Annotated in this window: 12 protein-coding genes and 1 riboswitch; of the genes, 6 read left to right on the forward strand and 6 right to left on the reverse strand. The window is 42.0% G+C overall.

The genetic code is table 11. The features are described from left to right. Positions 1-28: 28 nt before the first annotated feature. The 4 genes from dapC to N5J47_RS10930 all read right to left on the reverse strand — a co-directional run bounded on the left by dapC (position 29) and on the right by N5J47_RS10930 (position 5,708). Positions 29-1,198 (reverse strand): succinyldiaminopimelate transaminase, encoded by a 1,170-nt coding sequence (gene dapC, locus N5J47_RS10915; RefSeq protein WP_279960028.1) that lies wholly within the window; start codon positions 1,196-1,198, stop codon positions 29-31. Positions 1,199-1,261: 63 nt separating this feature from the next. Then, entirely contained in the window at positions 1,262-3,925 is a 2,664-nt protein-coding gene (gene glnD / locus N5J47_RS10920) for a [protein-PII] uridylyltransferase (protein WP_279960027.1), read from the reverse strand. A 55-nt stretch (positions 3,926-3,980) separates the two neighbouring features. After that, positions 3,981-5,198, reverse strand: coding sequence for a formate-dependent phosphoribosylglycinamide formyltransferase (gene purT / locus N5J47_RS10925; protein ID WP_279960030.1), 1,218 nt, complete (start codon positions 5,196-5,198; stop codon positions 3,981-3,983). A 120-nt stretch (positions 5,199-5,318) separates the two neighbouring features. Next, positions 5,319-5,708, reverse strand: coding sequence for a tautomerase family protein (locus tag N5J47_RS10930; protein ID WP_279960026.1), 390 nt, complete (start codon positions 5,706-5,708; stop codon positions 5,319-5,321). Between the two features lie 95 nt (positions 5,709-5,803). Here N5J47_RS10930 and N5J47_RS10935 point away from each other — a divergent pair, with 95 nt between their 5' ends. Both N5J47_RS10935 and N5J47_RS10940 read left to right on the forward strand, forming a co-directional pair. Further along, positions 5,804-6,268, forward strand: coding sequence for a hypothetical protein (locus N5J47_RS10935; protein WP_279960025.1), 465 nt, complete (start codon positions 5,804-5,806; stop codon positions 6,266-6,268). An 11-nt stretch (positions 6,269-6,279) separates the two neighbouring features. Further along, positions 6,280-6,783 carry a hypothetical protein gene (locus N5J47_RS10940; RefSeq protein ID WP_279960024.1) on the forward strand — a complete coding sequence of 168 codons (504 nt, stop codon included), beginning with the start codon at positions 6,280-6,282 and terminating at the stop codon, positions 6,781-6,783. A gap of 132 nt (positions 6,784-6,915) precedes the next feature. On the opposite strand, the gene N5J47_RS10945 is transcribed toward N5J47_RS10940, so the two are convergent. Further along, complete coding sequence (locus tag N5J47_RS10945) at positions 6,916-7,191, reverse strand: hypothetical protein (RefSeq protein ID WP_279960023.1); 276 nt, start codon at positions 7,189-7,191, stop codon at positions 6,916-6,918. A gap of 223 nt (positions 7,192-7,414) precedes the next feature. Further along, the gene (locus tag N5J47_RS10950; protein ID WP_279960022.1) at positions 7,415-8,119 is read right to left on the reverse strand and encodes a Crp/Fnr family transcriptional regulator; all 705 of its coding nucleotides are present in this window, start codon (positions 8,117-8,119) and stop codon (positions 7,415-7,417) included. A gap of 106 nt (positions 8,120-8,225) precedes the next feature. Between N5J47_RS10950 and N5J47_RS10955 the strand changes: the two genes are divergently transcribed. From N5J47_RS10955 to N5J47_RS10970, 4 genes are all read left to right on the forward strand, one after another. Then, positions 8,226-8,759, forward strand: coding sequence for an Mpo1-like protein (locus N5J47_RS10955; protein ID WP_279960021.1), 534 nt, complete (start codon positions 8,226-8,228; stop codon positions 8,757-8,759). Between the two features lie 340 nt (positions 8,760-9,099). Beyond that, positions 9,100-10,356: a serine hydroxymethyltransferase gene (gene glyA / locus N5J47_RS10960; protein WP_279960020.1), complete on the forward strand. Its 1,257-nt coding sequence runs from the start codon at positions 9,100-9,102 to the stop codon at positions 10,354-10,356. Between the two features lie 295 nt (positions 10,357-10,651). Continuing rightward, a protein-coding gene (locus N5J47_RS10965) for an IS5 family transposase (RefSeq protein WP_279960019.1) occupies positions 10,652-11,403 on the forward strand; the annotation gives its coding sequence in 2 pieces (ribosomal slippage) (positions 10,652-10,880 and positions 10,880-11,403; 753 coding nt in all). Positions 11,404-11,754: 351 nt separating this feature from the next. Further along, a riboswitch (guanidine-I (ykkC/yxkD leader) is annotated at positions 11,755-11,851 on the forward strand. A gap of 49 nt (positions 11,852-11,900) precedes the next feature. Next, the gene (locus N5J47_RS10970; protein ID WP_279960018.1) at positions 11,901-12,638 is read left to right on the forward strand and encodes an urea amidolyase associated protein UAAP1; all 738 of its coding nucleotides are present in this window, start codon (positions 11,901-11,903) and stop codon (positions 12,636-12,638) included. The last annotated feature ends 16 nt before the right edge of the window (positions 12,639-12,654 follow it).

A 12,654-nucleotide genomic window follows, 5' to 3' on the forward strand; every position in this document is an offset into this window, starting at 1 on the left:
AATATCAAATGAATTTTGGGGATTTTATTTATAAAATCGCTTTCAACCGCTTCACGACTTCTTCGCATTGTGCTAAATCAGCGACAAGTGCCATCCGTACATGATTTTCGCCTGGATTACCCTGTTCGGTATCACGGGAGAGGTAACGACCTGGTAATACCTTAATATGCGCTTTTTCCATCAACATTTTGGCAAATGTTTCATCATTATCGACTTTAAGCCAATAATAGAAACCTGCATCTGGTTTTTGTAAGGGCAGTAAATGACCGAGTTCGGACTGGAATAAATCAAACTTGGCACGATATTGCTGACGGTTTTCTTCTACATGCGTTTCATCATTCCACGCTGCAATTGAAGCCAGTTGATGCTGTACAGGCATTGCCGCACCGTGATAGGTACGGTATTGCAAATAAGGTTTTAACAGTGCAGCATCACCAGCAACAAAACCTGAGCGCATTCCTGGCAAGTTTGAACGTTTAGATAGGGAATGGAACACGATACAGTTTTTATAGTCGTCACGTCCCAATTCAGCACAAACTTCCAATAGCCCAATTGGTGCCTGATCAAACCACAGTTCTGAATAACATTCATCAGATGCAATCACAAAACCATATTGGTCAGAAAGCGCAATCAGCTTTTTAAACTGTTCTTTTGACAGTACTGTACCTGTTGGATTACCTGGGGTACACACGAATAATAATGCGGTTTTTTCCCAAACTTCGGCAGGCACGGCATCAAAATCGCCGAGATAGCCATTTTCTTCAGTGCAGTTGATAAAATAAGGCTTTGCACCTGCCAACAGCGCAGCACCTTCATAAATCTGGTAAAACGGGTTCGGCATCACGATATAAGGCGCATCTTCACGTTTAATCAATGCCTGAACAAAAGAGAAGATTCCTTCCCGTGTTCCAGAAACAGGCAAAATATGATCTTCCGCACTGATTTGGTTCAGCTTGAAACGATTGCTCAGCCATTGTGCAATACTTTGGCGCAGCTCAGGCAAGCCTTTACTATTGGGATAGGTTGATAAATGCCCAAAATTATCAATAATCGCTTGTTTAACGAACTCAGGTGCTGGATGTTTAGGTTCACCAATTGATAGTGGAATCAACGGTAAATCGGCAGGTTGTAGCCCTTTAAAAAGCTGGTTTAACTTTTCAAAAGGATAAGGGTGCAATAAAGATAAACTTGAGTTCATTGAAACAATTACCAAACTGTAGGGGCGTATTGCCTACGCCCAATGTATTGATGAAAATTGGAATTACGATGGGTTAAAAACCTGATTTGACACTTCATCCAAAGCCGCTTTTAGCGTTTCAGCAAAAGCCTTGACTTCTTCATCTGTCAGCAATACGCCATTTTTCTTGGTGACAAAGAAAATATCCTCGGCACGTTCACCCAGTGTTGCAATTTTTGCAGAGTGAATGTCCAGCCCTTGCAGCATAAACAGGGCACCAATCCGTGCCAGTAAGCCTGGTTGATCCAGTGTCGAGATTTCAACCATATGTTGTTGTAAGGCTGGGTTCAAGACAATATCAACCGTATTCTGCACATCAAAGTGACGTAAGTGACGTGGAATACGGCGCTGCATAATACCTGGATATTGGTCTGAATGGCTGAGAGCATCAACTAAAGCCGCTTTAACCTTACGTTCCCGATCAGGGTCGGTGAGCAATGTCCCAAAACGGTCCAGCACCAAGTAAGTATCCAGACTAAATGCAGTGCTTGCGGTGATAATTCTGGCATCCTGAACATCAAGGTTCATACGGTCCAGCACAGCTACAGTGGTTGCAAACAGGTTAGGCTGGTCACGGGTATAAATAAAGATTTGAACGGCATCATCCGCGGCATTACGATGTGCGCGTAATAAGACCAAAGGCTCTGGATTATCGCCGTGCTGTAGAATCGCCTGAGTGTGCCATGCAATCTCATTGGCAGACTCCTTGACAAAATATTCATCGCCCAGTTCTTGCCAGACTTTTTCTACTTCGGCGAGCGAGAAGTCATTGACCAGTAATTCACTGGCTGCAAACTTGGTGTCCTCAATCAGCATCTGGTAATCCACTGGACGACCTAAGCCTGAGCGAATCACGTCACGGGCGTAGGTATAGAGCTGGCGCATGAGTGAAGCGCGCCATGTGTTCCAGAGCTTTGGATTGGTTGCATTAATATCTGCGACAGTCAATGTATAGAGATAATCCAGATGCTCCATGTCGCCGACTTTTTCAGCAAACTCTTTTACTTCGTCAGGATCGGAAATATCTTTTTTCTGTGCAGTCAGTGACATCAGGAGGTGGTTGTTAATCAACCATGCCACCAGTTTGCATTCGCGTTCGGTAAAACCATGTGTGCGGCAGAACTCAATCGCATCAATTGCCCCAAGTTCGCTATGGTCACCGCCACGACCTTTGGCGATGTCATGGAAAATTGCCACCATATACACAATGTCATGGCGTGCTATACGCTGGAACACTGAGCTGACCACAGGGAAATCCTTGGCAAATTCAGGCTCTTTAAAACGACTGAGATTACGCAGCAATAACAGGGTATGTGCATCAACCGTATAAATATGGAACAGGTCGTATTGCATCAGTCCCATAATCTGCCCAAAAGCAGGAATGTAGTTGCCCAAAACGCCGTACCGTTTCATCGCCACCATCGTATTGTAGAGATGCGGTGAGCGAATGATCGACATAAACAACGCTTGATGTTCTGGGTTGTCACGGAAACGCTGGTCAATCCGCTTGGCCGCAAGTACCAGCAGACGTAAGGTGCGCGCACGGATGCCTGTAATCTCAGGGCGGTTTGCCAATAGATAGAATAATTCTAGAATCGCACTGGGTTCTTCAGAGAAAACCTTATGGTGTTGTACCGCAAGCTTGCCATCCACAATTTTAAAACGGTCATTGATCTCTACGATCTGGCGTTCATAGTCAGGCAAACGTGGGGTAATCACCGACTCATTGAAATAGGCGAGTAACATTTCATTGAGGGTGGAAACCTGTTGGGCAGTGCGGTAATACCGTTTCATGAACTGTTCAACGGCAAAATTGACGTGTTGACCCTCTTCACGGACATAGCCAAACTTTGCTGCAATATCGCGTTGATATTCAAACAATAAACGGTTTTCATCACGTTTTGCCAAGCGATGTAAATGGGTACGGATTTCCCATAGGAAACTTTCCGCTTCCTCAAGTACAGCAAGCTCAAATTCAGTGATAAAACCTAAATGTACAAGGTCATAGATACGGTTGACGCGGAAGTGGCGTTTAGCAATCCAGCCAATCTGGTTGATATCACGAATACCGCCTGGCGCATTTTTAATGTCGGGTTCCAGATTGCTTTCAGTGTTGTTGTGCTGGGCATAACGCTTGGCTTGCTCAGCCATTTTCGCGTCATAGAATGTTTTATCCGTCCAGGTTTGCGCCACAATACGGCGTGGCCACTTGGCAAGCTGTTCATTACCTGTGATCAAACGAGCTTCAATCAGGGTTGTGGCAACCGTCAGGTCATTGCTGGCTTGTTCGACACAGTTTTGAATAGTTCGGACACTGGTGCCAGGCTTGAAATTACCGACATCCCAAAGTGAGGAAATGAAAGCGGAAATCAGCTTACCTTGTTCTTCGCTGATTTCATCCTCTGACAAAATCATGATGTCGGTATCAGAATAGGGTAGCATCTCATGGCGGCCATAACCACCAACCGCAAATAAACCCAACTCGGTCTGGTCTAAACCCGCATGATTCCAAAGAAAAATGAGTGCTTCATCAATGGAGTCAGATCGGGCACTAATCACATCACGAATCGGTTGCCCATTTTCATAACTCTCCTGTAATTGTTTTTCTACATCTGTACGCCATTGGTTAATGGCCTGAATATCATGAAGACTGGTGACGTAGTTTAACAATGGAGATGTATTGATCATGAAAATGGTTCTTCTATCAAAGTCCCTCTTTATAAAAGAGGGATTAAGGGAGTTTTTAAGCGTTGGTTTGTACACTCACTTGGTCTGCTGCCTGTTGTGCCAGTTCACGCGCAAGGTCTGTGGTTTCAGCACGTGCGGTTGCAACACCCATACGGCGGCGTTTGAAGCCCTCTGGTTTACCAAACAAGCGCAAGTCAGTGTTCGGGTTTGCCAAAGCAAGATTTAAGCCAGAGAAGCTCAGGTTGTTCGCATCAACACCTGCATAGATTACGGCACTGGCTGCCACACTGTGACGTGCGGTATTCACAGGCAAACCTAAAATCGCACGGGCATGCAGCTCAAATTCACTCTGGAACTGTGATGCCAAGGTCACTAGACCTGTGTCATGCGGGCGAGGTGAGACTTCACTAAACCAGACCTTATCGCCTTTGATAAATAACTCTACACCAAAAATACCACAGCCACCCAAAGCGGTTGTGACTTTATTTGCAATACGTTTTGCTTCCTGCAAGGCCGCTGCCGTCATGGGTTGTGGCTGCCAGCTTTCAACATAGTCGCCTGCATCCTGACGGTGTCCAATTGGATCACAGTAATGGGTTTCGATTTCCCCTGTTTCTGGATTCTTGGCACGAACGGTAAGCAGGGTAATTTCAAAGTCAAAATCAATTTGTGATTCAATGATCACTGTACCCTGATTGACACGACCGCCTTGCATGGCATATTCCCAGGCCGCATCAACCTCATCAAAGTTCTTAACACGGGACTGACCCTTGCCAGAAGAGGACATGACGGGTTTAACAAAGTTTGGATAGCCAATGTCATCACAGGCTGCACGGAAGCTTTCCAATGTGCTGGCAAAACGATAGGCTGAAGTTGGCAAGCCCAGTTCTTCCGCGGCCAAACGGCGAATGCCCTCACGGTTCATGGTGAGGTTGACCGCTTTTGCTGATGGAATCACAGTTGCAGTTTGGCTTTGCTCGATTTCAAGCAAAACTTCAGTCGCAATTGCCTCAATTTCAGGAACAATTAAATTCGGTTTAATTTTTTCAATCAGTTGTTTTAATTCAGTTGGATTTGCCATATTCAGGGTATAGGAATAATGGGCAACCTGCATGGCAGGTGCATGGTCATAACGATCAGCCGCATGAACTTCCACACCCAGGCGTTGTAAAGAAATCACCACTTCTTTACCCAGCTCTCCAGAACCTAACAGTAAAACCTTAAATGCAGAAGATTGAAGTGGAGTTCCAAGAGTAACGCTCATGCGAATAATCCTATCCTGATAAATTTGTGTTTAAGCATAGCAGAACTTTCTGCTGAATTAAGCTTAAATTGACACAAAAAACATGGTTTTTGTTAGACAAAAATCTTGCCTTGTATCGTTCTCGCTTATTTAGACATTGACCTGATAGTTCAGCCCCAATTCATCTGCATTTTTACCCCGTATTCCCCAGTTACATTTCGGTGTTTCAAAAATCGTGATTTCAATATCCTGAGCCGAAATGCCACATTGCTGTTGAATATTGGCAAAGATTGCCTGCACAAAACGCTTTTTGGTTTCTATGCTTCGACCCTCGAACATGGAAATTTCAATAATAATGTAGCTGTCACTACGATCATCTGGATAAATAAAATCATCTTGTTCCAGAGCAATGAAACGCTGAAACTTCTTTTCCACAGGATAGCTCAGACTTTCAACCAAAGCCTGATGGATGGCCTGGGAAAGCTGATCCCTAAACTGATCTATTGTTTTGCGATGTGCATAGATTTTTATTTGTGACATGAGTGGTTTTTATCCATGATAAATAAGTAACAATGATTGAGAATTATTCCCAGATTGACTAGCATAATGCCGAAATATTTCATTGGCGATTTGATATGTCTAATCCAAAAACTCGTGTGGCAGTAATTGTACTGTGTAGCACCTTTTTATTGACTGCATGTGGGCAGGGAGACAATCAACCTGAAAAAAAGGTTGAAATCAAACCTGCGCCAAAATTAAACAATGATGCAACCACTTATGCAAATGCGGCGTGGACATTGATTAATGAAATTGACTCAATTGTCTATAATAAACAAGTTACTGAAATTGAGGAAAAAGTCAGAAAGCCTTTACGCCAGCTCAGCACGGATTGGCGGATCAATGTCAAAATGACCGACTCTGTGACAGAAGGCAAATATGCACTTTGCCGTAAGGCACTGACCAGTCTGGACACATGGGCACGAGATGTAAAAGATAGTTCATCTAGCTCTGCGCAGAAGCAGGCAGACTATGAACGTGATAAAGCCCAATGTAAGGATGCAATTGATAATCCTGCACTGGGAAATACCTCTCCAAAATAGAGGCAGGATAAATGTGCGTTCGTATTTTATCAATTTTACTCACTTTATTTGGTTTCTTGGGAATAAATACGGCTTATGCACAAGTAGATTTCCGTCTTGCCTATCAGGTGAACAAGTCTAATGCTGAGTTTGTACAATTTCCCAATGATAGTTCTTTTAAATTTGTTAGTCGGTCTTCCTTTTTTACAACCAGTGAGCTGGTTCATGCACATGCTTTTCTCTCTGACGGGCGTGCTGTTATTGAAATTGAAATTTCATCTTCTGCCCAAGAAAAATTTAATCGGTTAGCTGCCAAAAATATAGAAAACCAAGATAAAGGTCTTTTTAATCAACTTATTGGTTTAGGTGTCGTACTTGACGGAAAGCCTGTAAGCGTCATGCAGGGGATATATAGGCCTATTTCAGATCGAAAATTATGGTGTTTTTTGATTGATGATAGATTGCCCGCTAAAGAACAATTACGTAGGGCCAAAGACATCGTGAAGAAAATGAAATCAGGAAAAAGTCCGTATTAGTTTCGTGGAATCTTATATCTAGTCCATCTTATATTCAAAAAATTACCAAGCAATTCAGGGATATCGTTCCAAAAAAGTGAGATGATTCATCTCACTTTTTATGGTTAAAGTTATCGCATCTCTACAAAAATTTTAAGATTTTACTGTTTCCTGTTTTGTCTGGGTTGCTGTGGTACTTGCTGCTTTTTTAGTATCAGAGGTTGCTTTCATTGTCTCATGCTTAGCTGTAGTACTAGTCACTTTTGTCGTTTCTTTTTTAGCCTTTACAACATGAGCGGCAACACATTTTCCACCTTTGTGGTTGGGGCCTGTGCCACCTTGTAACTGAGTTCCTTTTGGGCAGGCAAATGCGCTGGCACTTAACACGCTAAATAAGCCTGCTGTGAGAAGAGTTGCGAATTTTTTCATGATGATAATCTGCATCGAGATAAGCAATAGTGCTTAGCTTTAATGTAGAATACCGCCATTAAAAAAAGCAGAATGATTTTGTGAAATATTTTGAGTGCTAGGTGTTGTTTTATAGTGGGAGTTTATATTTTAATTTGCGCTTAAGTTTAGAACGATAATGCAGATATAGTACATTTTTAAATCTCTTAAAATGATAATTGGAATAAATCACGATTGATTTTTGTCATTCTTTTAAATAACCCATTGATGCCAACTTACGTAATTTTTCTAAATCAACCACCTCAATCTTTTTAAAGCCAAGCTGAATGACACTCTGTTTTTCAAATAGGTTCAACTCCTGATTTACGGTCTGTCTGGATACCGTCAACATATTGGCAAGCTGATCTTGCGAGATTTGAATATTTAAATCCTGTATAAAGGAACGGTTGCCGTATCCCTCCAAAATAAATAACAGGCGTTGAGCTAAACGCTGGGTAATACTTTGGGTTTGAATGGCAATTTGCTCTAGAAACACATAGCGTAGTTTTTGGCTGGTGAGCAAGGCAAAATAATACCAATAATAAGGGGAGTGCTCTAATAGTTCAGTGAGTTGCTGGGCAGGAATCTGCAAGACCACACTTTTCTTTAGGGCAATTGCATCATGAGAACGGGGTTGCTTATCAATCAGAGAAATTTCACCAAACCACATGATGGGTTCTGCAATCGCCGCAATCGCTTCGTTACCATTGACATCAATATAGCCCAGACTAATTGAGCCCTCAAGTACACCGTATACACCATCAAAAGGGTCTTGGGCGTTAAAGACGGCTGTATTCTTTTCAATAGTATGCTTTTTTCCATGCTGGATAATAAATTGCTGGAAAGGTTCAGCTAAATGATGAAACCAGGAATTTTGCTGTAATTGTCTGATATAGGCTGCGTCTAACACTCAATTTCCTTTGCTAAAAATAAATCCATTTGTCAGCTATATGACAACTTCATTGTGATATTTCTTATAGATTAACAGCATAAACGAATTATATGAGGAATGAGAAATGACAAATCTGGAACGTCTACTCAGCCAATATGCTGCCTATCATTTAGATCGAAACAATATTGTGACCCATTTTGTGGGGATTCCCTTAATTGTTTTTTCAATTTTATGTTTAACTGCCCATGCTGGTGTGGAGATATTAGGCTTTTCAGTGACACTGGCAATGGTTTTGATTGTATTAAGTACCATTTACTATATTTCGCTTGATAAGCTGTTTGGTGTACTCATGCTGATTTTATTTGCACTGGTCTATCCACTTGCAGTGAATATTGCCGCCTTACCAATGTGGAGCTGGTTGGGGGCAAGTATCGGTATTTTTGTGGTGGGTTGGGTATTTCAATTCATTGGTCATTACTTCGAAAAGAAAAAACCAGCTTTCGTGGATGACCTGATTGGTCTGGCGATTGGCCCGTTGTTTGTGTTGGCTGAGTTTGTATTCCTGCTGGGTTTGCGTAAACCATTACATCAACGTATTTTAAAAGAAGCGCAAATGAAACGTGCGGAAATGGATATGAAAGCCCATACCGTTTCTTAAAGATCGGAATGGCATGAAAATAAAAAGTCGAAATCATTTAGGTTTCGGCTTTTTTATTGAAAAATTGAGTAGGATTGTTGCTCTGAAAATAGATCACTTAGAATTTAAAATAAATGACAGGAATTTATGAATATTGGTCATTGCCTCAACGGCTAGATATTAAATGCCCAGATTGCCAGCACAAGGCAAGTTTTGAGTTTGCCAATTGTTCCATACTCAACGTGAATAAAATTCACGAAGAATTAAATAAATATCAATCTGTGCAATGGCAAACTTCGTGCTACAATACGCACCAATCTTTAGCACGGCTTAAAAGCCCTAATTTATAGGACCCCCGCTAATGTTTGCCAATATCTCTATTGCTGAATTTGATCCAGAAATCGCTCAGGCAATTGCTTCTGAAGGCGAACGCCAGGAAGCGCACATTGAGTTAATTGCATCTGAAAATTATTGCTCTCCAGCAGTGATGGAAGCACAAGGATCAAAACTGACCAACAAATATGCAGAAGGCTATCCTGGCAAACGCTATTATGGCGGTTGTGAATATGTTGATGTCGTAGAACAGCTTGCCATTGACCGTGCCAAAGCATTGTTTGGCGCAGATTATGCAAACGTTCAGCCACATGCGGGTTCTCAGGCAAACTCTGCTGTTTACCTGGCGCTGCTTAACCCAGGCGATACCGTTTTGGGTATGAGCTTGGCACACGGTGGTCACTTGACGCATGGTGCGAAAGTCAGCTTCTCTGGTAAAACCTATAATGCAATCCAGTATGGTTTAAACCCAGAAACTGGTGAAATTGATTATGAAGAAGTTGAACGTTTGGCTTTAGAGCACAAACCACGTATGATCGTTGCTGGTTTCTCTGCTTATAGCCGTGTTGTTGATTGGCAGCGTTTCCGTGACATCGCAGACAAAGTAGGGGCTTATTTATTTGTTGATATGGCGCACGTTGCAGGTTTGGTTGCTGCTGGTGTTTATCCAAACCCAGTGCAAATTGCAGACGTTACGACGACGACCACGCATAAAACCCTACGTGGTCCACGTTCTGGTTTAATCCTTGCTAAAGCAAACGAAGAAATCGAGAAGAAACTTCAATCAGCTGTTTTCCCTGGTAATCAGGGTGGTCCTTTAATGCATGCGATTGCAGCGAAAGCGATCTGCTTTAAAGAAGCCATGTCTGATGAATTCAAGACTTACCAACAACAAGTGGTGAAGAATGCTCAGGCTATGGCGGAAGTATTCATTTCACGTGGTTATGATGTTGTATCTGGTGGTACAGACAACCATTTATTCTTGTTGTCTTTGATCAAGCAAGAAGATGTAACTGGTAAAGATGCGGATGCTTGGTTAGGTGCTGCACATATCACTGTCAACAAAAATGCTGTGCCAAATGATCCACGTTCTCCATTTGTGACTTCTGGTATCCGTATTGGTACACCAGCTGTTACTACTCGTGGTTTTGGTGAAGCAGAAGTTCGTGATCTTGCAGGCTGGATCGCTGACATCATCGACAGTAAAGGTAATGAGCAAGTGATTGCTGATGTAAAAGCGAAAGTTGAAGCAGTGTGCGCTAAATTCCCAGTTTATGCTGCATAATTTGCCGCATTAAATAAGATATTTAAAAACATCTCAAACTTCGGTTTGGGGTGTTTTTTTATGCCTGAGAGTTGATTAATCCATCGAAATCCAATGAAGCATTTTATGGCAGTTTGCTTTAAAAAAGTGCCACTTAAACCATTGTTCTATTTCCTTGCATTATTTTGTTGCTATTTAAGTAATCTGAACACGATTTAAATATTTTTCTAACATATTAGGGTGTGTCCTCATTTGAAGAGTTAGTTTTAATGGCTTAAAATACGGCTCTAAGTTATTTTTATTTCTATATTTTTCAATGGCACGCACTCTTCTCACAGATGATATTTGGCAGCAAATTCAGGATACGATGCGGTTGCATGGTTGTTATTGTTCCAAGAATAGTAGAAATATCATGGAAGCTATCTTGTGGAAACTAGGTACAGGTGCGACATGGCGTGATATTCCTCAAGAACTTTGTCCCTGGCAAACTGCCTACAATCGTTTCAATCGCTGGGCAAGTAAGGGATTATGGGATAAATTTTTTTTAGATTACGAGGTATTCTGGATCAGGAATGGGTATTCATTGACGGAAGCTACATACGCGTGCATCAGCATGCGAGTGGAGCTCGGCATGGCTTCGAAAGAGCAATTGGACAATCACGCGGTGGACGAACAACAAAAATACATCTTGCAACCGACGCGAATGGATTACCGATTGATTTTAAAATCACTGGGGGTGAAGTCCACGACAGTCAAGTTGCAAAACAATTGATTGATGCTGTAGAAGAGGCGGATTATCTAATTGCAGATAAGGGATATGATGCAAAGCAGATCAGGATGTTTGCTAGAAACAAGAATATGATTCCGATTATTCCGATGAGATCAAATAGTAAGAGACCGAATAAGGAGTTTGATAAATATCTATATCAATTAAGGCATTTAGTTGAAAATGCCTTTGCGCGATTAAAGCATTTTCGTGCGATTGCAACCCGATTTGATAAGCTTGCACGAAATTATCAATCCATGATCCGTATAGCCTGTATATTTATTTGGTGCAAAGCCAAATGAGGACACACCCTAAAAGATATCTTGATGGAATCTTGCCGAGTTCTCATCTAATTTCAGCATAAGCTTTCAGCTGGACTTACTTTTGTTTCGGCATGAGGAGCGAAGCTCCGCAAGGGCAACCATCTTGCGCAGCTATCGCTGCTCACCGCAAAACTCGTTGACTACTATCAGCTAACTTAATGAATCGCAAAAACAACATTCTATTAATTGAGTCCTGTCTCAAACAATTGCGGATGACGTTTCCGCGTATCGTAATTCATTGAGAATTTTATATCGAACTTATATTAAGTAATACTTTTTCTAAAAATCGTATTACTAAAATGGCATGTCTTTTGCTTTTAGATAAATAGATCAAAAGTTGTCTAGGGTTCCGATGTGTTTTACACATGACTGGACCGAGAGAGAACGGTTCGATAGAACTACACGGAGGGATAAAAGCCCGGGAGGATCGGCATTTTGCCATAACGAGGTCAAATCATCCTTAAAGGGGTTAAGTTATGCGTCCAGCTATTTATCATCATAATCAAGTGCTTTGGCAGGAAAAATTACTGGGTGGCCATCACTGGTCAGGTCGGATTCAGCGTGGGGCAGTGTTGCAATTTGAGGCTTTAGGGGCAAATGCCAATGTTTCGCTCTATTGCGTCAATGCCGAAGATAAACTGGAACGCTTCAATATGCCTGACAGTTTAAAGGCACAGCACACTGCATTTTTATCTACAGGGCATGTACTGTATTCCGACTTGGGACGGGTGATGGCGTCGATTGTTCAGGATGATCATGGCTGGAATGATGTGTTTTGCAGTCCAAGTACGCCTGCACAAATTCAACAGCAATTTGGCATTCAAACTTTTCAGTATGCCCGTAATGATATGTATCAAAGCGGTCTGGATGGTCTATTGGTTGAGTTTGCCAAATTTGGTTTAAGACAGGCTGATTTAACCGCTTGTGTGAACCTATTTTCTAAGGTCATTCCTGATGAGGCAGGCAAATTGTCCTATGTTCAGGAAGATAAAACGCAGCAAATGATTGAGCTACGTTTTGAGATGGACTGTCTACTGTTTTTATCGGCTGCACCACATGCGCTGGATGCGTCTGAAAGCTATCAACCTGCTGATGTTCAACTTCGTTTATTCAAGGCCAATGCCTTAACCGAATCCGATGTATGCCGTGATTTATGTCCTCAAAATCAGCGTGGTTTTGCCAACAATGCCCGCTATTACGCTTTATCTGTTTAATTTTTGAGGGAAAAAT

The organism is Acinetobacter sp. GD03645 (genome assembly GCF_029845285.1).
Taxonomy (GTDB): domain Bacteria; phylum Pseudomonadota; class Gammaproteobacteria; order Pseudomonadales; family Moraxellaceae; genus Acinetobacter; species Acinetobacter corruptisaponis.